26 protein-coding genes are annotated in these 22,499 nt (G+C 56.4%); 12 read left to right on the top strand and 14 right to left on the bottom strand.

The window, feature by feature from the left end; genetic code table 11:
• The first annotated feature begins 344 nt into the window (after positions 1 to 344).
• Both N5098_RS17175 and N5098_RS17170 read left to right on the top strand, forming a co-directional pair.
• Positions 345 to 1,451, top strand: coding sequence for a sensor histidine kinase (locus tag N5098_RS17175; RefSeq protein ID WP_267639066.1), 1,107 nt, complete (start codon positions 345 to 347; stop codon positions 1,449 to 1,451).
• A 55-nt stretch (positions 1,452 to 1,506) separates the two neighbouring features.
• Positions 1,507 to 3,039 (top strand): bacterio-opsin activator domain-containing protein, encoded by a 1,533-nt coding sequence (locus N5098_RS17170; protein ID WP_267639065.1) that lies wholly within the window; start codon positions 1,507 to 1,509, stop codon positions 3,037 to 3,039.
• A gap of 8 nt (positions 3,040 to 3,047) precedes the next feature.
• On the opposite strand, the gene N5098_RS17165 is transcribed toward N5098_RS17170, so the two are convergent.
• Positions 3,048 to 3,515: an Lrp/AsnC family transcriptional regulator gene (locus N5098_RS17165; RefSeq protein ID WP_267639064.1), complete on the bottom strand. Its 468-nt coding sequence runs from the start codon at positions 3,513 to 3,515 to the stop codon at positions 3,048 to 3,050.
• 319 nt (positions 3,516 to 3,834) lie between these two features.
• Here N5098_RS17165 and N5098_RS17160 point away from each other — a divergent pair, with 319 nt between their 5' ends.
• Entirely contained in the window at positions 3,835 to 6,060 is a 2,226-nt protein-coding gene (locus tag N5098_RS17160; protein ID WP_267639063.1) for a universal stress protein, read from the top strand.
• 17 nt (positions 6,061 to 6,077) lie between these two features.
• On the opposite strand, the gene N5098_RS17155 is transcribed toward N5098_RS17160, so the two are convergent.
• Positions 6,078 to 6,431 (bottom strand): winged helix-turn-helix domain-containing protein, encoded by a 354-nt coding sequence (locus N5098_RS17155; protein WP_267639062.1) that lies wholly within the window; start codon positions 6,429 to 6,431, stop codon positions 6,078 to 6,080.
• A gap of 195 nt (positions 6,432 to 6,626) precedes the next feature.
• On the opposite strand from N5098_RS17155, the gene N5098_RS17150 reads away from it, so the two are divergent.
• Positions 6,627 to 7,205, top strand: coding sequence for a response regulator (locus tag N5098_RS17150; RefSeq protein ID WP_267639061.1), 579 nt, complete (start codon positions 6,627 to 6,629; stop codon positions 7,203 to 7,205).
• A gap of 22 nt (positions 7,206 to 7,227) precedes the next feature.
• Here N5098_RS17150 and N5098_RS17145 read toward each other — a convergent pair whose 3' ends face one another.
• From N5098_RS17145 to cyaB, 5 genes are all read right to left on the bottom strand, one after another.
• A complete protein-coding gene (locus N5098_RS17145; RefSeq protein ID WP_267639060.1) occupies positions 7,228 to 7,653 on the bottom strand; it encodes a hypothetical protein in 426 nt (141 codons plus the stop codon).
• Between the two features lie 118 nt (positions 7,654 to 7,771).
• Positions 7,772 to 7,900, bottom strand: a complete 129-nt coding sequence (locus N5098_RS17140) for a hypothetical protein (protein ID WP_267639059.1) — start codon at positions 7,898 to 7,900, stop codon at positions 7,772 to 7,774.
• A 62-nt stretch (positions 7,901 to 7,962) separates the two neighbouring features.
• Positions 7,963 to 9,180 (bottom strand): tRNA sulfurtransferase, encoded by a 1,218-nt coding sequence (locus N5098_RS17135; protein WP_267639058.1) that lies wholly within the window; start codon positions 9,178 to 9,180, stop codon positions 7,963 to 7,965.
• Positions 9,181 to 9,230: 50 nt separating this feature from the next.
• Positions 9,231 to 10,436, bottom strand: coding sequence for a methionine adenosyltransferase (locus N5098_RS17130; RefSeq protein ID WP_267639057.1), 1,206 nt, complete (start codon positions 10,434 to 10,436; stop codon positions 9,231 to 9,233).
• Between the two features lie 75 nt (positions 10,437 to 10,511).
• Entirely contained in the window at positions 10,512 to 11,069 is a 558-nt protein-coding gene (cyaB, locus tag N5098_RS17125; protein WP_267639056.1) for a class IV adenylate cyclase, read from the bottom strand.
• 151 nt (positions 11,070 to 11,220) lie between these two features.
• Between cyaB and N5098_RS17120 the strand changes: the two genes are divergently transcribed.
• The 3 genes from N5098_RS17120 to N5098_RS17110 all read left to right on the top strand — a co-directional run bounded on the left by N5098_RS17120 (position 11,221) and on the right by N5098_RS17110 (position 14,601).
• Entirely contained in the window at positions 11,221 to 12,192 is a 972-nt protein-coding gene (locus N5098_RS17120) for an FKBP-type peptidyl-prolyl cis-trans isomerase (protein ID WP_267639055.1), read from the top strand.
• Positions 12,193 to 12,243: 51 nt separating this feature from the next.
• Positions 12,244 to 13,107 carry an ATP-grasp domain-containing protein gene (locus tag N5098_RS17115; protein ID WP_267639054.1) on the top strand — a complete coding sequence of 288 codons (864 nt, stop codon included), beginning with the start codon at positions 12,244 to 12,246 and terminating at the stop codon, positions 13,105 to 13,107.
• Positions 13,108 to 13,347: 240 nt separating this feature from the next.
• Entirely contained in the window at positions 13,348 to 14,601 is a 1,254-nt protein-coding gene (locus tag N5098_RS17110) for an HflX GTPase family protein (protein WP_267639053.1), read from the top strand.
• Here N5098_RS17110 and N5098_RS17105 read toward each other — a convergent pair whose 3' ends face one another.
• Positions 14,602 to 14,727: a hypothetical protein gene (locus tag N5098_RS17105; RefSeq protein ID WP_267639052.1), complete on the bottom strand. Its 126-nt coding sequence runs from the start codon at positions 14,725 to 14,727 to the stop codon at positions 14,602 to 14,604.
• A gap of 102 nt (positions 14,728 to 14,829) precedes the next feature.
• Positions 14,830 to 15,228, bottom strand: a complete 399-nt coding sequence (locus N5098_RS17100; protein WP_267639051.1) for an Hsp20/alpha crystallin family protein — start codon at positions 15,226 to 15,228, stop codon at positions 14,830 to 14,832.
• Between the two features lie 119 nt (positions 15,229 to 15,347).
• Here N5098_RS17100 and N5098_RS17095 point away from each other — a divergent pair, with 119 nt between their 5' ends.
• On the top strand, positions 15,348 to 16,037 hold the full coding sequence (locus tag N5098_RS17095) for a metal-dependent transcriptional regulator (RefSeq protein ID WP_267639113.1): 690 nt from the start codon (positions 15,348 to 15,350) through the stop codon (positions 16,035 to 16,037).
• Positions 16,038 to 16,083: 46 nt separating this feature from the next.
• A complete protein-coding gene (locus tag N5098_RS17090) occupies positions 16,084 to 16,674 on the top strand; it encodes an AsnC family transcriptional regulator (RefSeq protein WP_267639050.1) in 591 nt (196 codons plus the stop codon).
• Between the two features lie 37 nt (positions 16,675 to 16,711).
• Here the strand turns inward: N5098_RS17090 and N5098_RS17085 are convergent, their stop codons facing one another.
• The 5 genes from N5098_RS17085 to N5098_RS17065 form a co-directional block, all read right to left on the bottom strand.
• On the bottom strand, positions 16,712 to 17,290 hold the full coding sequence (locus tag N5098_RS17085) for a hypothetical protein (protein ID WP_267639049.1): 579 nt from the start codon (positions 17,288 to 17,290) through the stop codon (positions 16,712 to 16,714).
• Between the two features lie 65 nt (positions 17,291 to 17,355).
• Entirely contained in the window at positions 17,356 to 18,243 is an 888-nt protein-coding gene (gene cruF / locus N5098_RS17080) for a bisanhydrobacterioruberin hydratase (protein ID WP_267639048.1), read from the bottom strand.
• Positions 18,236 to 19,120 (bottom strand): prenyltransferase, encoded by an 885-nt coding sequence (locus tag N5098_RS17075; protein ID WP_267639047.1) that lies wholly within the window; start codon positions 19,118 to 19,120, stop codon positions 18,236 to 18,238. The genes cruF and N5098_RS17075 overlap by 8 nt, the downstream gene beginning before the upstream one ends.
• A gap of 59 nt (positions 19,121 to 19,179) precedes the next feature.
• Positions 19,180 to 19,590: a VOC family protein gene (locus N5098_RS17070; RefSeq protein WP_267639046.1), complete on the bottom strand. Its 411-nt coding sequence runs from the start codon at positions 19,588 to 19,590 to the stop codon at positions 19,180 to 19,182.
• A gap of 42 nt (positions 19,591 to 19,632) precedes the next feature.
• Entirely contained in the window at positions 19,633 to 20,199 is a 567-nt protein-coding gene (locus N5098_RS17065; protein WP_267639045.1) for a GbsR/MarR family transcriptional regulator, read from the bottom strand.
• 53 nt (positions 20,200 to 20,252) lie between these two features.
• Between N5098_RS17065 and N5098_RS17060 the strand changes: the two genes are divergently transcribed.
• From N5098_RS17060 to N5098_RS17050, 3 genes are read left to right on the top strand one after another with little or no spacing between them, the layout of a single operon-like run.
• Entirely contained in the window at positions 20,253 to 20,993 is a 741-nt protein-coding gene (locus N5098_RS17060) for an ABC transporter ATP-binding protein (protein ID WP_267639044.1), read from the top strand.
• Entirely contained in the window at positions 20,994 to 21,722 is a 729-nt protein-coding gene (locus N5098_RS17055; RefSeq protein ID WP_267639043.1) for an ABC transporter permease, read from the top strand.
• Positions 21,719 to 22,480, top strand: a complete 762-nt coding sequence (locus N5098_RS17050; RefSeq protein ID WP_267639042.1) for an ABC transporter permease — start codon at positions 21,719 to 21,721, stop codon at positions 22,478 to 22,480. The genes N5098_RS17055 and N5098_RS17050 overlap by 4 nt, the downstream gene beginning before the upstream one ends.
• The last annotated feature ends 19 nt before the right edge of the window (positions 22,481 to 22,499 follow it).

Genomic DNA, 22,499 nt, shown 5'->3' with positions numbered 1-22,499 from the left:
ACCATATGGATAGATGGCGGCGACATATCGCCGCTTTACTCCGTCCCCCTGACGGACAGCCAGCTTTCATTGAACGGGCGCGGTATCGGAAACCTTGCCCCGGTTTCCCCGCCCTCGCGCCCGTTCGTTCTTCTCTATTTCACCGTACGACCAGTCTTGTTTACCTTTTGTTCATTCAACCACACTGTTAGGTTGTCGTTTTTCGGGCTCGTTGTCCCTGTAGAAAATCGGGTTGATACTACGATATCTGTATAGCTAGTATCCACCACTAAGAGGGTAGAGCACTGACGATGAAATAGCACCGCTGGTGGTGTCACACAAAAAGTGCATCACCGGCTAACAGAATGATGGATAACGGAAACCCACAGATCGATGCTCTGTCGGCTGACACCCTCCCGGTACCGGTATGTCGATTTAGGTTCGATGACGGTGGGCCGGTTGTCAGTGGGACAAACAAGCCGTTCGATGACCGACTGGTAGCGCTGAAAGCGGGTGATTCGTTCACACTGGTGTTCGATTACTTTGACACACCTGATTCCCATGAGATACGAACTGCGCTGCGCGATGGAGAGCAGTTCACTGCGACAGTCGAACCAGATGGTGGCCCGACCCAGCGATACCTTGTCGACGTTACAGCACCGACTGACTCGACTGCCGGCTGTCTGTTGTTTACTGACGTTTCTCACATGTCCGAGACAGATTGCACACCCGCAGAGACGGAACAAACCTGTGAAACAGAAGCCGAACCATTTGAACAGGGTATCGCTGTCGACCATGTTGCCAGTGTTGTGAGCCACGATCTCAGAAATCCACTTGATGTTGCGCGGGCGCGGCTAGATGCTGGTCGTGAGTTTGATGAAGACAAGCATTTTGACCACGTTGAGCAGGCCCACGAGCGCATGGAGCGTATTATTCAGGATGTCCTCACACTCGCGAGAGGCGAAGACGTTGTCGACCCAGATGAGAGCGTCGACCTTGGTCTTGTTGCCAAGCGGGCCTGGGAAACGGTCGAAACGAACGGCGCAACGCTAACTGTTGAAGACGAACTGCCAACTGCACAGGCAGACTCAGACCGAGTCAGCCGACTCTTCGAGAACCTGTTTCGCAACGCCGTCGAACACGGGGCAACGAATCATAACTCACAGACGAGTGACGCTGCTACAGACGCCACAGCCGAGGATGAACATACGTCCACTGAGGTTTCTGTCCAGGTAACAGTCGGAAACATTGCCGACACAGATGGATTCTACGTTGCGGACGACGGTCCCGGGATTCCGGAACATCAGCGCGAGAAAGTGCTCGAACCGGGCTACTCTTCGGATGAGCACGGAACGGGACTGGGGCTAGCAATCGTCGCACGTATTGCTGACCTTCACGGATGGTACGTCGACGTGACCGAGTCGACTCTTGGTGGCGCGCAGTTCGAGATACGAGGAGTTGACCAGCAGTGACTCGTTTCTTTACCGGTCAGACTTGCTCTCTGGCACGATCTATGGAGGACTGATTATGAATGACTCATCTGCCCGCGCGCCAGTCGGAATTCTAACCGTCGACTACGACGGGACTATTCGGGACTGTAACGATGCCGCCTGTGACCTGCTTGAGTGCTCCTGTGAACAAGCAGTGGATTCCCGGATTCAATCGGTCTTTCCTGACTCAATCGAGGCTTCACTCTCGAATACGTTCGCCTCACCACCTGCGGAAGAACAGTCTTTCGAGGAGTATTATCCGTCACTCGATCGGTGGTTCGAGGTGACAGTTGTCCCCGCCGATGACGGGGTTTTCGTCTACGTTACTGACTCGACCAGCCGCTACCGAGAACAACAGCGAACTGAAGCGGTGCGTGACAACCTTGAACGACTGACCGTTCTCAACGAACTTATCTCAGATATTCTTGCCGACCTTGTCGATGCAGCGAGTCGCGAAGAAATTGCGGAGACAATCTGCCGCCAACTCGGCAAGACCGATATCTACGAGTTCGCGTGGGTTGGTGAGCACGAACTCGGCGGTGATGACATTGTCATCCGTGCAGCAGCGGGCCGCACTGGGCGAACGCTCGACGAAATCGACGCCTGTCTCGATGAGGTCACTGTCCCCGAGGAACGGGCCATCGACTCCGGTGAGTCAGTTGTCGTCCAGCCAATTGGGGACGATGACGGCGTTGCCGAGCCGATTCGGCGGGCTGCCTTCGCAGACGGATTACAGTCGTTGCTGGCGATTCCACTTATCTATGGCTCCAGCGTGTACGGTGTCGTCGGCGTGTACACCGCCGAACAGGATGCCTTCTCCGAGCGCGAACGGTCGAGTTTCGAGACCGTCGGTGAAATGGCCGGGTTTGCGATTAACGCGACTCGTCACCGGAACCTCCTGCTCTCAGATACGGTCGTTGACCTTGATTTACAGGTGTCTGACCCCGAAGCCCCGCTTGTCTCAACCGCGAGTCAGGCAGAGACGGCGCTTTCACTTGATGGCGTTGTCCCGCAGGGTGAGGAGTTGCTCTGTTATGTTGTCGCTGAGGAGAACGTGCCATCGGTTGCCACGGCGCTCCGAGAACATGATGGTGCACACGAAGCTCGTGTCATCGGTGAGTACGAGGAGGGTGGTGTTCTCGAAGTCTGTCTCGGCTCGCGGACACCACTTGGGTTACTTGCTGCCAGCGGCGTTACCGTCCGCTCTGGGGAGTTTACGGCCGGCGAAGGTAATATTGGTATCGAATGCTCTCCGGAAGAAGACGTTCGACGCATTGTTGCGGCGCTTTCGCGGGAGTACGATGTTGACGTGCTCGCCAAGCGTGAACGCGAGCGCGATGTTACTACCGCACGGGAGTTTCGGGACGAACTTCGCGACAAACTCACTGACCGACAAGAGAACTCCCTTCGCACAGCCTTTTTCGCGGACTACTTTGAGTCACCCCGAGGCAGCAGCGCACAGGAAGTGGCAGAAGCCCTCGACATAACGGGACCGACGCTGTTACACCACCTGCGTGCAGGCCAGCGAAAACTGCTCGAAGAGTTCTTCGACGTCGCTGATGAATCCTGAGTAACAACTCAGTCTTCTTCTCCTGTAAACCCCTGATACGGACAAACAAACTCGTCACGAACGAGTTGCTCGTCAACAACTGTCAGCCCCAGCTCGGTCAGCTCTCGTCCAACCCGACTGAGCTCATCGTGGTCCTCACCAATGGCGTTGACGTAGACGTTTCGCTCACCAGTCATTATTTCACGAACCGCAGTTACGCCTTCGACTTTCGTCGCCCGCTGTGCGAGCTCTCCGCGTTTGTCGATAGGGGCTGTACAGACAATCTTGGTGTACAGCGGATACCCTGCCTGCTCGTAGTCGATATCGATATGGTATCCCCGGATGATACCACGCTCTTCGAGTTGCGTAATCCGGTTACGGACAGTACTCGCGGAGATACCGATTCCATCGGCGATATCGCTTGAAGATGTCTTCCGAGCGTCTTTCTGTAACTCGAATAAAATTTGCTTGTCAACGTTATCAAGAGGACGACTCATCGCTTCCACATTCTGACGGTTTGTGAATGAATCTTTCTTCTTAGTGAGCAATGTGACTGACGTTCCGGATTACACGTATTATACATGATTTAACAGTATAGTAGTATCCCGGCGTATAAATATCGTTTGAACAGGTGTTTTAAATACTTGAAAGACAATACCACAAATAAGAACGATAATGTTCACAAGAAAGACGATCGTCCGGGACCGACTGGTACTACCTTGGGTGGGTAAGGGTGAGTGTCCTGACTGGGAATCGTCGGCTGCTGTTGGTCCCTTGGTTTGGCGCGGACTACTGACCACTCAGAGGGGGAGATAGATGGTCAGTCACGACGATTCGGAATTAAGCCGCGACCTTGGGGTATTCGAAGTTTTCACCGTGACAGCTGGGACAATGATTGGGGCCGGTATCTTCGTGTTGCCTGGTCCAGCAGCTGAGGGGGCAGGTTCCGCGGCTGCAGTTTCGTTTGGAATTGCTGGCCTGATTGCACTTGTCGCCACGATGTGTGCGGTCGAACTGTCGACAGCGATGCCCCAATCTGGCGGCTCGTATTACTTTACGAGCCGCGCAATGGGGCCACTCGTGGGGGCCGTTGTCGGGTTCGGGGCGTGGATATCTCTCATCTTCAAGGGATCATTTGCCCTTGTCGGTCTTGCATGGTATATCACAGAGTTTCTCGATGTACCGGTTCTTGGCGTCGCAATTGGTGGCGGATTTGTGCTGACCATCATCAATTGGGTCGGTGCCGAGGAGAGCGGTCAGTTACAAAACGCGGTCGTCGTCGGACTTGTCGGGATTCTCGCTATCTTCTCTGGTGGGGGCGTTCTCGCTGCGGACCCCGCAAACTGGTCCACAGCTGCAACGTCGGGGGTTGAAGGAATTATCTCGACAACAGGACTCGTGTTCATCTCGTATCTTGGTATCGTCAAGGCCACTGCCGTCGCCGAAGAAGTCGAAGACCCTGGTCGGACGCTTCCCCGCGCGATGTTCGGGGCCGTCATTTTTGTCACACTCCTCTATATTCTGGTGATGCTCATCGTCACCGGCGTAATGAGTACCGACGAAATCGCCCAAAGCACTGCGCCGGTGGCTGACGCAGGCGGCTTGTTCCTTGGCAGCATTGGCGGGGCAGTTATTACTATCGCTGGTATTCTTGCGACCGTCTCGACAGCCAACGCCGCGGTACTCACCTCATCACGGTTCCCGTTTGCGATGGCCCGTGATAATCTTCTTTCGTCCGCCTTCGAACGCTCCTCACCCCGATTTGGGACACCAGCGCGTTCTATCTGGCTTACTGGCGGTGTCATGGTCGCGCTTGTCTTTGTTCTCGATGTCGAAGGACTTGCAAAACTCGGTGGAACGTTTGGGATTCTCGTATTTGCCCTGCTCAACATCACTGTCGTGATTCTTCGAACTGCCCAGCCGGAATGGTACGATCCCGACTATAGAACGCCATTCTCGCCGGTTCTGCCACTGGTGGGTGCGGCCGCGGCGCTCGCACTGATTCCGTTTATGGGTCTGCTCTCACAGGTCACGGCAGTTGGGTTCATTGTGCTCGGTGTCGTCTGGTATTTCGTTCAGACGCGCGTCGGTGACCCGGTTCAGCCAGACCACGACATTAGAGACCAGATACTCGGTGCCCAGTACCGGCAGTCAATCGACAAAAAAGAGGGGCAAATTGGCGACGATAGCCCGATTGGGAAACACGTGCTTGCCGAGACCATCGAGGGAACAACTAGCCCTCATCTGGTCACAGTCATGCGTGCGTTCGCTGACCGACTGGACGCTGACTTGGACGTACTGACTGTCACCGAAGTCCCGTCACAGCTCCCACTGTCAGAAGCCGAGCACGATGTTGACGACGACTGGCAAGAACAGATTGAACACAAACTGGCGTTGCGAGACCATGCTGTCGTCTTTGACCACGTCCGAACCCACGACCGAACAGATGCACTTCTCAAGAGTGTCAACGACCAGACCGAACTGGTACTGGTTGACTGGCTCGACCCAATCCGGAAACGACACCTCCGGGAGAGTCACGTCGACGAGATTCTGCGTTCGGAGTTTCCAGTCAGGCTGGCCGTGTTAAAACACCGCGGGACGGGTGAGATTGGAGATATCATCGTTGCGACCGAGACCGGGCCGTTCGACCGCGCCGAGGTTGGGGTTGCTGACACAGTAGCCACTGCAACGGGGGCCTCGCTCACGCTGGTCAAAGCCATTCCCGAGGACGCCTCCGAAGCAGCCGAAAACTCTGCCCGCGAGTATCTTGCTGATATGACTGACCTCCTCTCCTCGCCAGCCGAGACGGAACTGATTCGGACAAACGATATCGAAACTGCGCTGGTCACTCGGGCTAATCGGGCAGACCTGCTTGTCATGGGAGCGCCAGCACATCCTGACCGATATCGCGAATTCTTCGGCCAGACGACTGACTACGTAGCCGCTGAAACAGACACATCTGTCCTGGTTGTGAAAGAACCGGGAGAACAAGTCCCGCTTGCACGGCGACTCTGGCGTCGAATCCGGCGCCTCAGTTCGTGACGGAGGGCGTCATGTGCTCACGTATCGATGCTTTCGAGTAGGCTGTCGAGGTCTACTTCGAGGGTGTCTAGTTGGGCCTCGTACACCTTGTGATGGTGTCCCTGCTCTGTATCAATACGTTGGTGAACGTGCACCAACCCTTCCTCGGCAAGCCGATTGAGCCGCCGAAACGCGGTCGGTTTCGACATCGAGGTACACTCTGCGACCTCTGAGCCACTCCGGGGTTCGTCAGCAACGCTCTGGAGGACTGCACGCGTATACTCATCACCGAGAAGCTCCAGCACGACCTGTGTCGATACGCCGTCCGCGGCGGCTTCTTGCTCGTCGGGCGTTTCTGACGTTTTCCGGTTACGGGGACGGTGCTGTAACATATTTTTATCAAAGCACCCTGTCTACTTCGCCTGTATTACTAACTACAAAGAACCTGATGCCAACCACCCTCTAGTAATACAGACATACGCGGTAACTCGCCGTTCGTGGTTGACAGCCGCCCGCTGAGTCGGGCGTTCCTAAGGAATGCCAGCCATTATATATACCGACAACAAACGGAGCAGTAAGACTGGCCTATGGAGGATACGACGGAACACCGTCCTATCGCACTCATCGTTGACGACGAGAAGGAGGTGGCGGATGCGTATGCCCTCCGTCTTCGAGGTCTTTGTGAGGTAGAGACGGCCTACAACGGCGAGACAGCTCTTTCTACGGTCAAGAACGAAGAGATAGATATCGTGTTGCTTGACCGCCATATGCCGGGAATGTCCGGCGATGACGTGTTGGCTGAACTCGATGAGTACGGCTTCGACGGCAAGATTATCATGGTAACGGCAATCGACCCGGGGTTCGACGTACTCGACATGCCTTTCGACGACTATCTCTGCAAACCTATCGACCGCGAAGACGTGCGCACTGCCGTCGAGCGTCAGTGTGAGATTCTGGGGTACGAACTGCTCGGCGACTACTTTGGTGTCGAATCCAAACGCCGCGTCATTGCTGCAGAGATTCCCCACGAAGAACGTAAAGCCCACGAGGAGTACCTCTCAATTGAAACGAGTTCCGAGGAACTGGAACAGCGGGTCCAGCGACTTTTAGATGACGTGACAGATATCGTCGAAAGCTTCGAAGCAATCGGTCGCGAAGGTCGCTGACCTGTAACACCGACCGCCGCTTTTAGCTCACAGTAACGTGTTCGATCATGCCGTCTGCAACAACGACAAACGACAGCAGTATTGTGGTTCCCATACTCAGCGCGCCACTCCAGTGGAAACCTGCCGGGGTAACGTAGTATTGATACAGTGCCAAACAGCCCGTGAGTATACATGGGGTAGCAAACAACGCTACTGTGACATCTGCTGGCTCTTTGGACGTAGCACGGACAATAAGCGTCACAGCGAGTGCAAGCGGCAGACCGACGAAGACAACGACTGAGTCGTCTACGGGACTTATAGTACCGAGATTCCAGTCTGGGCTCACCGCTGAGAACGGGATGAACTCAAACACTCCAAGAAGGCCACTCGTGAATAGCAGTATCATTCCCGCTAATGCGTATGAACTGAGACGACCTATCTCGGACAGACTTGGATGTGAATGTTCCATCAGTTTTTATCACGACAGAGACTCTCTTAAATCTATTGTGAAATAGTCAATCAAATGTAAGATTTGCCGATCTCACACCGCGACAGCGAGCGCACAAGCCCGCGAAGGCCAAGAGAGTTTAGTTCGTTTCGACGTGAATGTCTTCTTCGGGAGCGACCGGTTCATTCGAGCCTTTCAGACGAGTGACTGCGTACGCGACGGTTGCAAAGAGTGCGATACCTGCTGTGAGTTTCTTCTTTGACACCATATCATCCATTTACTCCTTACAAAACATAAACCCAGATTCTGTGTTTCCGAGCGAGAAACGAACTACTGCAACAACTGATTATCGCCGGGAGCCTCTAAGTTGCACTGCTCGGCTTGCTCAACAGCAGACGCTGCCAAACGCTTAATATTGGTTGGCTCAGTCTCACGAACTGTTGCCAGCGGTGGGCGTGTCGCAGGGTTTTCTGGGGCAAGTCGGTTACAGCCCGCATCAATTGTTGACTCCTCGTAGGTCCCGATCTCGCGGGCACGGTCTGTTATTTCGTGTTTGTCTAGCGTGAGGAGTGGTCGGTGGACTGGGCAGTCTGTGACTGCGTCGGTGACCCGGATTGCTGCGCTGGTCTGGCTCGATTTCTGTCCGATAGATTCGCCAGTGACGATTCCGACTGCACCGGTTTGTTCCGCGATGAGTTCGGCAATCCGGAGCATATACCGACGTGTCAACAGCATCTGGTACCGCTCTGTCTCTTCGGCAATCTGTTCGAGGCCGTCGCCGCCGGGGACGACCCACATCGTGAAGCCGTCGGGGGTATATGTAGTCAACTGTTGTGTGATTTCCTCGGCACGAGCGCGGTGGTCAACGCCGCCAAACCGTCCGAGGTTGACGTATACAGGGACGACAGGGCACCCCCGTTTCATTAGGTGCCAAGCCGCCACCGGCGAGTCGATACCACCGCTCATCAGCGCAACGACTGGTTGCTGGGTGCCCAGCGGTAATCCACCGGCACCGGACTGTATACCGACGTAGACGAACGCTCGTTCTGGCCGACACTCCACGCGGAACGTGAGATCGGGGTCGTCGAGGTCAACCTCAGGCTCGATATCTGATGCTTGGGCAGCCTCAAACACTGCCGCTCCACCCTCCCGTTCGATATCCGTGCTCGAAAACGGGTGGTCTTCCTCGTTGCCGGCCCGACGAGCGCGCACTGCGAACGTTCCGCTCTCGTAGTGCTCGCGTGCCGTCTCCGCTAGCAAGTCACGGATAGCGTCCAGTGTTGGGTCGATTTCCCTGACAGAGCTAACGGAGGTAACGCCAAACACTCTGGCAGTGACCTCGGCGACTGCATCGACTTCTTCGGGTGTCGTATGAACGTACAGTCGCGCGTGCTCAGCCTCGATAGACACATCAAGGTCGTGTCGGGCGAGCATCTGCTTGAGGTTCTGCCGGAGTTGCCTTTCCATCCGGTGTTGGACGGACCGGCTCTTGACGCCGACCTCGCCGCTGAACCGCACGAGGACGGTATCGGCTCCGGGTGGGTTCATATGCTGGCAAAACGTGTCGAGGCTTAAACCCACATTGAATCGACTGCCGGTTAGAATGTGGAAAGTTCGCCGTCGATAACCTGTTGAGTCAGGTCAGTCACGCTGCTGAGTTCGGCGTCGATAGCTGTTGCAACCTCGTCGTGGATATCTTCGACGGTCACGTCGTCGTCAGTGACAATCTTTGCGTCTGCAACGTGAGGTCTGTCGATAGGCCGCCCAATCTGTGAGAGAAGGCGAATCTGGACCTCACGGACCCCGGCAACGTCTGCGGCGACAGACTTGGCAATTTCAGTGCTGAGTAGGTTGTAAATCTTCCCGATGTGGTTGATAGGGTTCTTGCCGCTCGTTGCCTCCATACTCATCGGGCGGTTTGGTGTGATAAGACCGTTCGCTCGATTACCTCGACCGACGGACCCGTCGTCACCCTGCTCTGCGCTCAGACCGGTTGTCGTCAGATAAATCGACCCATCTTCGTACTCGTCTGCAGTGTTTACATGCACTGTCACATCGCAGTCAGTGTACTCCGTAGCCAGGTCCGTAACGAACGTCTCGACGTTGGCGACCGCGTCGCGATACGCATCAAGGTCACTGAGATGTTCGTCAACCATCGCGGCGGCGACGGTCACGTCGATGTGGTGTTCCTCGCGCTTGCCCATCACCTTGATATCCTGTCCTAGCTCGGGGTTATTGGACGCATACTCCGTGTTGAGCTTGTGCTCTGTGTTGTAGACAATTTGCTCGGTCTCGGTTAGTGGCGCGTGACCGACGCCGTAGCTGGTATCGTTTGCGATTGGGACAGACTGTCCGTCCTCGCCGAATACTTCCTGAAGATCGCCACTTCCCTCCCCAAGCTTCACGTCGACGATGATATCCGACCCAACGTCGAGATACGGGAACTGTTCGTCGAGATACTCCCGTGCAGTCCGGAGTGCGATTGTCTCGACGGGGATTCGCTCGCCGTCGTAGGTCTTGGTTGCACGCCCGACGATGAGTAAATAGATTGGTTCGAGCATCTCGCCACCGCCAAACGCTGGCGATGCAGTCCCGGCAACTAACTGGGTCTCGTCAGTGTTGAAATGCAGGGGCTTACCAAAGCGGTCGATATATGTCTGGGCAAGGGTGCGTGAGACCTCCTCTGCGACACCGTCACAGATTGAGTCAGGGTGACCGAGACCCTTGCGCTCGACAATCTCTACGTGTTGGTCTTCGACTGCAAGCCCTTCTGTATTTTCGACACGAATGTTCCGCTCTGTCATTGCTCCTGTTTCGACACCGGCGTGTCTATAACTTACGGAAACGCTAATGCTTACTCTGATACCTGTGAGTAATATTTAAGATGAGTCGCCTTCGCTGAGAAGTAAGTCAAGATAGGACGTCCGAATCTGGTCGTCGTGGTCAAGTCCAAGCTGTTCGAGGACATCGATAGTGTCTGCCCGCGCGGCCGAGAGCGCCTGTTCGGTGTCTTTGGCATCGCGTTCAACCTCGACAAATTCGCCAACTCCTTCGACCGTATCCAGCGTGACGGTACAGTCATCGAGGGTGTACCGTTCCCGTGTTTTGGTCACTGTGGCAGCAGCCTCATACCCCAATCCTGTCAGGACAGCATGCATCGCTTCATCGTCCTCGATGTACGTCTCTGCCTCCTCTCGGGTTTTCGAGGCTTCCTCGACAAGTGGTCCTTTGTAGGTCACGGCTGTCCGATTCGTTCCACCGTCAGTTGTTTCACGACGAATCCGCAGTGCTTCGTCGGTTTCGACAAACTCGCGGTCCGGTGCATCGTAGTACGTATCTTCCTGTTGTACCGATTCGATGTGACTCGCGCCCACTCGTTTTAGCGTGTCTCTGACCACCGCGTGCTCTGCGGATACCTTCAGTTCAACCTCGTACATGGGTCTGATTGTGAGTTACACCGCTAAAAACCGCGTGGTGTTGTCAGGCCTGAAACCAGTCTCTGGTCATAGCGCCACGTTCCTACGTGAAATCCTGTCACGAGCGCGTCGAAACGGAGTGCTTAAGAGTACAACGACTGACCAAAACGGTATGAGCAACGAATCCGAGGCCGACGACGAGCAGACACAGGCCGACGGCGACATCGAGGAAGAAGAAGTCCAAGAAGAAACAGAAAACGAAGAGCAGAGTGGACTGCAGGACGACGACTTTATTCACCTCGATTACACCGCCCGTACGATTGAGGACGGCCAACTTGTCGATACAACCTCCCAAGAGGTCGCCGAAGAGGAAGGAATCGACGAGGAGGACCGAGAGTTCGGTCCGCGGACGATTGTGCTCGGTCAGGGTCACATCTTTGCCAGCGTCGAAGACGACATCCGCGGTCAGGAAGTCGATAGCGAAGGGTCCGTGACTGTTCCAGCAAGTGAGGCGTTCGGTGAGTTTGACGAGGATGAAGTCCGAACCATCAGCAAAGACAAGATTCCCGAGGATGACCGCTACCCCGGTGGCCAGGTCACAATCGACGGCGAAGAAGGGTTTGTTGAGACAATCATCGGCGGTCGCGCGCGTGTCGACTTCAATCACCCTCTTGCCGGTGACGACATTGAGTACGATTACGAGATTGTCGACACTATCGACGACCGCAAAGAGATGGCCGACGGACTGGTCGACATGTACCTCGGTCTCGACCTCGAAATGCGCTTCGAGACCGACACCGTTGAAGAAGAACAACTTGTCGAAGACGAGGAGACAGACGAAGACGACGAAGACGACGAACCCGAGTACGAGACCGTCGAAGTCGAAAAGGAGTCCCTTTATATCGAAGCGACGCCCCAGCTGACGATGAACCAGCAGTGGATGATGCAAAAACAGCAGATTGGACAGGAACTCATTGACCTGCTCGGTATCGACCGGATTGTCGTCGAAGAAATTATCGAGGACAGCCCGATGGGCATGCCCGGCATGATGGGCGGCATGGGTGGCGGCGGTGGCGCTGGCCTCGAAGAAGCGCTCGAAGACGCTGACATCGACGCCGACGACCTCGCTGAAGAACTCGAATAAGGCTCTTCTTGAACCGCGAACGCTATTATCCTACAGCCCGCTGTTGCGTGTATGCTTAGACTGGCGGTGGCGACGAACGCAGAGACCTACGATAGGATACAAGAGCCACTGGCAGCCCGCGGTATCGAAGCTGACCATGTGGATTTGACCACCCAGTCGATTTCACTTTCGTCCCCGCCCGTCGATGCTGCTGCATTTGACGTTGGGTTTGTCTATCCCGCGCGGCTTGCTGAGGGTGGCGTCACGGACGCACTGCTTGATGTGCCGTGGGTAAACGGTCGCGACGAGATGCTGCGCTCGCGGCATAAGGGTGAGTGTCTTGCGCGCTTGTCAGCTGCCGGTCTCTCTGTGCCTGAGACAGTCATCGTCTCGAACCCTGCTAACGAAGACGACCTTGTGGCCGCCTTCGAACAGATTTCGGGGCCTGTCGTGGTCAAACCGAACTCGACCACGCGAGGTATCGGGGTTGCAAAAGTCACTGACCTCGACTCCTTTCTTGGGGTCTGTGATTACCTTGATCTCGTCCATGACTACCGCGCGACCGGTGACCAGTCGTTTCTGGTCCAAGAGTATGTGCCCAATGCACGTGATTTCCGTGTGATGCTCGTTGATGGAGACGTGGTTGGCGCAGTTGAACGCCGACTGCCCGACGACGCTCTCGCCGCCGGACAGTGGAAACACAATGTCCATCGTGGGGCTGAAGCAACGGGCATTGACCTCACCGACGACCTGCAATCGCTTGCCAAATCAGCTGCCGATGTGCTAGGTCTCTCTTGGCTCGGCGTTGACCTGCTCGTTACCGACGACCGAGCTGTTGTCAACGAGACGAACGCCCGACCCACTGTCGACTCAGCGACAAAGTACGATGACGGCTTCTGGGACGACGTGGCTGACATCGTATACGAACAGGTGTAGTTGTCTGGCTCTGAGACTGGCCTGTTTGTTCACATTTGTCACATAATGTTTTTATCCGTTGATACGCCACAGATAGATAGCATGAAGCTCTCCTCTTTCTGACGGGGTCTCTCAACGCGTTTGCTTTTCGCCAGGCTGCCGAATAGCTAGCGTGTTGTTGACGCCCGTCTTGCTTGATTTACCCCTAGCGGCAGCGCTGGGGTGGGACAGAGCAGTGAGTACTGCAGCCGTCCATCACACATGTTACAGACGGCAATTGTCGCACAACGAACAGCTGAAGAGAAACCGGACACAGAAGAGATTCGCGGACTGACCGAGGCCGCCGGCGCACGCATCCTCGGGGAGGTGACACAACAGCGACCGCCGGACCCCGGGACCGAACTCGGGCCCGGCAAGGTCGACGAAATCGCCGACATGGTCGAAGCGACGGGCGCGGATACGGTCGTCGTCGACGCCGAACTGACGCCCCAGCAGACGGTTACGCTCGAAGATACCGTCGGGGCACACGTCGTCGACCGCCACCGTGTCGTTCTCGAAATCTTCGCTGAACAGGCCAGAACCCGACGGGCACAGTTACAGGTCGAACTGGCCCGCCTGCGCTATCGCCTACCGCGGGTCAGGGCGCTCTCCGATGAGGGTGCGCTCAACCGATTCACCGAGAGCGGGACGCCCTACTACGACCTGCTTGACCGCATCGACGAACTCGAACGCAAACTCGACGACCTACCCTCGGTCGCCCAGCAACACCGCGAACAGCGCCGCGAAAACGGGTTCGAGCTTGTCGCGCTGGCCGGCTACACGAACGCCGGCAAGTCGACGCTCCTCCGGCGGCTAGCTGAGGAGATGGAACTCGACCCCGAGAGACACGAGGACCTCGATGAGACCGCCACCGTCGAGGACCGATTGTTCAAGACCCTCGAAACGACAACTCGACGCGCAACGCTGAACGGCCGGTCGGCCTTACTGACTGATACAGTCGGCTTCCTTGATGACCTCCCGCACTGGCTGGTCGAATCGTTCCGAAACACGCTCACGGCTGTCGAAGAGGCGGATACGGTCGTCGTTGTGGCAGACCTCGCACAGTCTGCTGACGAACTTCGGCGAAAACTCGAAACCGTCCACGACGCGCTTGGTGACGACCATCCGCCCGTTGTAACCGTGCTCAATAAAGCTGACCTCGTTTCCGAGGCGAAGCGGACAGAACGAGCCAAAGCCATCGCTGACCTCGCACCCGATCCGGTCGTTATCAGCGCAGAGGAAGATACCGACCTCAATGGGTTGACGACGCAGATTTGCAAGCAGCTACCAACGCTAGCGCATACAGAGTTGACACTCCCACTCACCGACGAGGCAATGTCACTGCTGTCGTGGCTACATGACGAGGCCGTCGATGTCGAGGTTACATATGGAACCGATAGGGCAACTGTCGAGGTCGCTGCCAGACCACCCACATTGGAGCGTGCGCGCTCTCGACTCGAAGAGCTTCCTGCCTGACTAAGGCAGAAACAGGGTAAGCGCGAGTGCAAGCGTAAAGGTCAGTGCAAGCCAGAGGGCTATGACCTGCATGAGCTGCTGTTTCAACTCTGTTCCGGCGATTGGAAGGTGCTGTGTCACTTCCATACGCTACCTACACGCCAATAGCCCGTAGCGCTGTTACCCTGATATTGGGGGACATATTTAGTACCTGCCAGCCCACAACGTGTCGTTCACACGGAAGACAACTCAGATATCGATGCTTGTCGAATCGCCATCGCGGTCAAAAACAACTTCGAGCACGCCGTTATTGTAGGTTGCCTGTGCAGACTGCTCATCGACAGAAACTGGGAGTGATACTTGCTCGCGATACTCTCGAGTCTCTCCTGTCGCGTCGAGGTGTAGGGTCCGGCCGTCGCACTGGAGTTCGATATCCTCTTTGTCGACGCCAGGGATATCCGCAACCAGTCGAACCTCGTCGTCGCTCTCATGAATATCCATGTGGACATTTCCGGTCGGTTCCGGACCACCGTTTGTCCCAGCATTGTGTTCGAAATGTACGTTTGCATCGCCGCCCATCATCTCGTTCATCATGCGCTCTATCTCGCTGAAGAACTCGTCGAACGGGTCGTCGCGGTCGTCTCTCATACTACCTGCTAGGTACAACATCCCCAAAAGCCTTCGGCACGCACGGTCTCGACAAGCTTTTGCCTATCTCGGAGGCAGTCGCCATGTTTTTGTTTAGACCAACTCTAATCTTTCCTATGATGTTGAGCGCGAAGATGGAGGATTATCTGAAGGCTATCTACGAGCTCAAGGAGATGAAGGGGGACCCGGTTTCTACCTCTAGCATCGCCGAGTATATGGAGGTGACATCGCCGACAGTCACGAGCATGATGACGAAACTCGAAGAGCGAGAGCTTGTCGACCGCGAGAAATACAGTGGTGTCGAGCTCACCACAGAGGGTGAGACAGTCGCACTTGAAGTTCTCCGGCACCACCGACTCATCGAAACCTACCTCGCTGAACATCTTGACTACGACTGGGCTGAGGTCCACGACGAGGCCGATCGTCTGGAACATCACATAAGCGAGGAATTCGAGCGTCGCGTTGCGGACGCACTCGACGACCCAGCTGTTGACCCACATGGAGATCCAATTCCGACTGACAGCCTGGACCCGATCGACGGGACTGACGGGGGAACGCTTGAGGAGTGCGAGGAGGGGACAACCGTTGTGGTCGAGCGTGTCAGGGACCGCAACGCTGAGGAACTAGATTATCTCAAGGATGCCGGTCTCACGCCGGGGACAGAAGTCAGCGTCACAGAGGTTGCCCCAATTGGAATGGTAACTGTCGGTCTCGACGACTGCGACACTGTCTCGATTCCTGAAACAATTGCGGGTTCGATCCATGTTCGGGCTGCTGATGGGGATGACGATTCTTCTGAGAGCATCTGAACTGTCCAACCATCGGTTATTTTCCACCACCCCACGAAATATCGGTATGCGAGGACTTGACGACACGGACCGTGAAATCATGCGACTTCTGCTCGAAGACGGGCGACGTTCGTACAGTGAGATTGCAGAAACAGTCGGTCTCTCTGCCCCTGCCGTCTCAGACCGCATTGACCGCCTCAAAACAGTCGGTCTCATCGAGCGGTTCACGGTCGCAATTGACCGCGGTATGTTACGTGAAGGAACACCGATACTCGTGAGAATTCAGGCGTCACCGGGCGAGGGTGAGCGACTACACACAGAACTCCAGACGAGCCAGCCGGTCGAACACGTCTTTCGCACAGCCGACGAGACGCTCGTCTGTACTGCAACCGTTCCTGACGGCAATATCGAGCAGTTGTTTGATGCGGAGTTTCCGACTGATGTGATCCGGTCATACGATGTCAAACTTCTTCAGAATACTACGTGGAGTCCCAGCCTTGATAACGCAGAGTTGGCTCCTGAATGCGTCGAATGTGGCAACACTGTCTCTACTGAAGGCGAACGCGAAGAGTTTGACGGTGAGGTGTACCACTTCTGTTGCTCGTCGTGCCTGGCGAGTTTCCGCGAGCAGTACGAACACCTTCGTGACGGTATGTGAACACACTCTGCCCACAGACAAACAGCCGCCGAGTCGCTCAGACGAACCGGACCGCTGTCCCCTGCGGCAACGATTCGGGGACAGTCATAGTCTCCGTTGTCTCTGCACCCGTCCCGGTCGTCACTGTCACCGTCACCGTCTGTCCGGGCTTGAGTCGCTCACCAAACTGCTGGATATTTTCGATATCATCGCTTCCCAGGTCGAAGGTTAACAGCGCGCGGTCCGACGGGGAAATCGACCCTTCGCCCCGGACCATTTCTACCCCGAACGAACCGCCACCAGCATCAATTTGTTCTGGCGTCAGTGTGTGTTGGGTGGCCCCATCCCACGTCACGGTAACGTCGGCAATATCAACTGTGTCGCCAACAGGCGTAACTAGCAACTCGACGACGCCGACGCTTGTTTGGTCGTCGTTAATATCGCTCCCGAACGACGAGACGACGAGAAGCGCTCCGTCGTCGAGGTCGCCTACTGCTGTCTCACCGGGCGATTCGTTCCGGACGTCGATGCCGGCCAATCCAAGCGCTGCCGGGACGACTGCCACAATAACCGTAATCACGATAACGAACGCAAGCAGTCTGCCGACACCGGCCTGTCCCCTCTTGGGGCCTGTCATGGTTTCTGCTTGTGTGTTGTCGCCTCGTCGGTTAAGTATGCTGGCACGGAGTTCTACTCGTGTTCTCAAATCGGGCGCACGTCGAAATCGAAGTGGTCGGTACTGAGAAGGGCAACGCCAAACCCGACAGCGAGGGCAAACGGTGCCCACGCATGATAAAACGCGTTGATAGCGCCCCACAACAGAATAAAGCTCACCAGGTCATCCAGCATGTAGGGACAGTTTCGGACCCGTGACAACAGCGCGGTTCGGTCAAAGGCCGCGTCGATGAGCAGCGTGGCAACGATTGCGCTTAGGACCCATCCCGCGTAGTTCATCGGCGGCACGCCATAGAACCCTCCATCGCCGAACGACCAAAACCCGAGTGCTACCGCTCCGGGGTCAAGGACGAGGTCAACGGCAACAACAGTCGCCGCAACTGCCGGGATTCGGAGTGCCGGGGAGTTTGCACGAGGACCAAGTACCAACAGACAGAGCAGGTAACTGTTGACCACCAGTGGGACAAAAAACAGCGGGAGCGCTAGCGGAATTGTCCCCAGCAACATCGGTCCAAGAGAGACCGAGTAGCTAAACTCACCGTAAGGGAAACCGGTTGTTGCCCCGATATACTCGATAGCGTAGGTATAACCAAACAACACTGCAAGCGCCGCCCCAGCCCGACGGCCAATGAGCGGGAGGATACCGGAAACGAGCGGCAATCGCATCACGAATACCCCTACAAGAACTAGATAGGGGTTGAACGCGAGCACGGATGGGAGCAACTGCTCGGCGCTGGCGAGTAACAGTCCTGCCCCAATAATCGGGAAGACAACGGCGATAGTGAACCGGTTGGTGTCGACAACATAATTGAGGACTGCCTCGAAGTGGTCCCGGTCAGAAAACGTCCGTGTGAGGTTTTTTCTGGCCAGTAGACTACCGTACTCCGGTGAATACGGCTCCTCGCCGTCAGCCATACAGCATCACCCAGATGCGACCCATTGTCAGTACAGCCCCGGTGACAGTATTGAGCACCGGGAACCACCAGTAAGCACGGGCAATATCGATATCAAATGCCTCGATGAACCCCACAAAGGCCGGGTAGATGAGAAAGATACCACCCAATCGCAGGTCGACACTTGCCATCAGGACAGCCGCGAACACCCAGCAGGCTGCACAGTAGATGAGCGTTCGTGTCTGGCCCAACAGTGTCGCGGTCGTTTCGATACCGGCTTGACGGTCCGGTCGGATATCGGGAATTGCCGAAAATGTATGCATCCCCATTGCCCATACCCAGCCGCCAGCGACAGCCAACAGTGGGGGCGCAGTTCCGGCGACAGCACCGTAGGCGACGACAGCTGGCATAACGTACAGCCCGTTCGACACTGAATCGACTATCGGCGTCGTCTTGAAACGCACTGGCGGGACGCTGTAGGCTGCCCCGAGAGCCAGAAACGCCACTATCGCTGCAGTTCCCTCGACGGGAACCACCGAAACAAAAGCTAAGCCTGCTGCTCCGCTAACGAGGACAACGGTAGTAACAGCATTGCCTCCTGCGTATCGGACCTCACGTCCTTCCGCGGACTTTTTGGGATTAACCTCGTCGATATCGACATCAAACCGGTCGTTAATACCGTAGAGAAAGATGTTCGCCGGTACCAGAAAGTACACGAACAGCGCAACGGTAACTGGCTGGAAGAACTCTGTGGTCGCGGTCGCAGCGTAGACCACCCCGACAACCACTGGTCCTGCCAGATACAGCCAGAACCGGGGACGAGAGAGCCAGAACAGATAGCCAGCAAACGTTTGCTCCGACGGCGCAACCCGTCCGAGCAAGTCTGTCACGTCGCTCACGTATGCCGGTCTGGTCGCCAAGCTACTAAAGACGACGGTACCGGTGTCTCAACCCGCAGTCACTCCGGCCCGACAAGTTCCACTTTCACACCCTCGGGGTCCTCGCAGTAGAGTGCATAGTACCCGCCTGCGTAGGGGTGTTGCTCCTCGTACAGAACAGTCGAACCGTCCCGCTTCCGGATGCTTTCGGTCAGTTGGTCTACCTGTTCGCGGGATTTGGCATGAAACGCGAGATGATTGAGGCCCGACTCGTGCCGGTTGAATGGGTGGCCCTCGTCGGCCTGCTTCAGGACGATATACGTCGGCCCACGTATCCAGGACCGACCGCCCTCCCAGTCGTTTTTCACCTCGTAGCCTAGCTCTGCCAGGAACCAGTTCCAGAAACCCAGCGAGGACGGGAGGTCGGCCGTGGACAGCTCGACGTGATGCAGTGTACCCGCGTACTCGGGGTCGGCGTGGTCATACCCCATGCTGACCACTCAAAGCAGGCCAACAAAAGGATAGTGGTCCCGTTACCGGTCGTCGCTTGGCAGTTCTGTCTCAGTTTCTATCATCTCAGCCATCGCGGCCAGCTCTTCCGAGGAAAGCCCCGTCAACAGGTCGACGAACTGCTCGATTTGCCGGTAGTACGCCTGGAGTTCACGGACCCGCTCGAGACTGTCTGTTGCCTGTTCACTGTTGGTCTCTCCGAGCTGTCGTTCGGCCGATTCCAGCGCCCGGGTCATCGTCACGACCTCGCGTTGACCTTCGGTTTCGAGCACCCGCCTCATGACGCTCCACCAGTCACGCTCTGCCTCGAAGAAGGCGCGCTTTCCTTCACCCGGTAGCGACCGCCGCTGTACAAAATAATACCGCTCTAGCGTCGTCATCGCGGTACTAACCGTCGATTTGGCATAGTCGCTTCGTTCAACGAGTTCGTCAAGCGAGAGCGGGCCATCCGCGAAATATAGGATACCATACAGTCGACCGACACTCCGTTTCATCCCGTACATCTCAGCGGTCGTCGCCATCGCCTCGACGACCTCTTCGCGTGCTGTGGCTACCTCGTCCCCAGCACTCGTCCCATCGTTGTTTGTCATTACGGGGCGTTAGGGCGTAAAATACAAATACCTTAGTACTGAATATTCGGTATATGCCGAATATACAAAAAACAAAAACAAGTATCGACGCAGTGCCTGACGGCGGGAAAGAGAGCGGGAACAAAGATGAGTGGGTCATTCGCGGGACGGACATCGAGAAGACCTACGATTCGTGGCTCCCGTTCGGGAGAACGGTCGAGGCCCTCGATGGGGCATCGTTGACGGTCAACGAGGCCGAACTCGTCGGTATCGTCGGCGGAAACGGGTCAGGGAAATCAACGCTGATGGAGATACTCGTCGGGGTGTTAGAGCGTGACGGCGGGACTGTCGAGCGTCGCGGGACGGTTGGCTGGTGTCCACAGGAGACGCTTCTGTATGACCGGTTGACGGTTCGGGAGACGATGGGGCTGTTCGGCAGGGGCTACGGGATGGACAGGGACGAAATTGCGGACCGACTCGGGTGGCTGGCCGACAAACTCGGGTACGAGGAGTACCTCGACACCCGCATTGACCACCTGAGCGGCGGCAACCACCAGAAGGTAAACCTCTCAGTCGCTCTGCTCCACCAGCCGGACGTACTGTTGCTCGACGAACCCTACACTGGCTTCGACTGGGAGACATACCAGACGTTCTGGGACCTCACCGACGAACTGGCCAAACAGGGAATTGCTATCGTCATTATCAGCCACTTTGTTGAGGAACACGACCGGTTCGACCGGATTTACGAACTCCAAGACCACCGGCTCGCTCTCCAGGAGCCGGAAAAACAGGCTGTGCCAGCGGAGGGTGTGTAGATGGGGCGGGCAACCCGTCAGCGGGAGGCCGTCAGCGCGGGCGTCCGTACGTTCCTCCGCGAGCCGACGAATGTCGTCTTGCTGGTCGTCCTCCCGCCTCTCGTGTTGTTCATGTACGACCTCGCGCTCGGCCCGATTACCGAAGCACCTGGTATCGAGTTCGTACCCGGTGGGGCCGAACTTGGTGGTGCGCTGTTCGCGACTGCCTTTCTCTCCGGGTTGCTGGGTGTGTTCCAGGTTGTCGGGACCGTCGACTCAGACAGGCGACTTGTCGTCTGTGGATATCATTCTGTCGGGGTTCTCCTCGCACGCTTCCTGACCATCCTGCTGGCTGGCGGACTCGTGGCGGGGATTACGTTCGTTACTTTTCTCTTACGGAGCAACATCACTCCCGAGCGACCAGCCCTCGCCTTTGGCGTACTCGTCAGTGCCGCGGTCATCTACGGTCTTCTGGGAATTTGTCTTGGCGCTCTTGTTGGGCGAGAACTCGAGGGCTCGCTCGTGTTGGTTTTTCTGGCAGACATCGACTCCTTCGGCGCAATCGGTGCAGTCCCGACCGAGAACGATGTTCTGGAGTACTTCCCACTTGCCACCCCTCATGACATGCTAGATGCGACCGTCTATGAGGGAACGGTTTCGGGTGGGGATGCAGTGACTGTCGCCGTGTACATCCTCGTTCTTGGACTCTTTGCAATCGGTGCAGTTCTTATCGGAGGTGACTCGATATGAGTACCGACACCCTGCGCCGCTCTGAAACGCGGGCAAGACTTTGGACCGCGACGACGGTCGCTAGTCGTGAGGTGTTGCGCGACCCCGTGTTGCTAGGCTTGCTCGCGTTCCTTCCGGTGTATTTCATCGGTCTCTGGGGGTGGATTCTTCCCCAGGACCCGGTACAGGCCGAGATAGCCACCGCCGAGGGAACTTCCACGGTCACCACTGATTTCGTCTCTCTGATGCTGGCGCTGGTCGGTCCTGTAACGGGGGCGCTCTTGGTGGGTATCGCGGGATTGTTTATCGTCCAGCGCTCACGAGGTATCGACGAGCGCCTGCGGGTCGTCGGGTACTGGGGGCCGGAAATCCTCGTCGCTCGATTTGTCCTCCTTGCAGGGGTTACTGCAGTTGTCGTCCTGATATCGTTGGCTGTCACCGTCGTCCGCGTTGTCCCAGAACACGTAGGGTGGTTCCTGTTTGCACTCCTGCTGGCAGCAGGAACTTACGGTGCAACTGGGGTGTTGATAGGGCTATTCCTCGACCGGATGGCTGGCGTCTACCTCCTGTTGTTCGCACCGATGCTTGATATCCTTCTGTTGGGGATGCCCCTGGGCGAACCACCAAGCTGGAGTCGCTGGCTCCCGGGTCACCACGCCGCCGAACTCGCCCTAAGCGCGTTCCTCGCAGAGAGCGTTGCTATCTCACACGGGCTGTGGGGTGTCGCGGTTGTCGCTATCTTTGCAGTACTCTCGGTTCTCGTCTCAGTATGGCGATGACGCCTAGTTTGGACATGGC

The sequence above is a fragment of the Halovenus rubra genome (genome assembly GCF_026586665.1).
Lineage (GTDB): Archaea > Halobacteriota > Halobacteria > Halobacteriales > Haloarculaceae > Halovenus > Halovenus rubra.
This window is presented reverse-complemented; position numbering and strand designations above follow the sequence as displayed.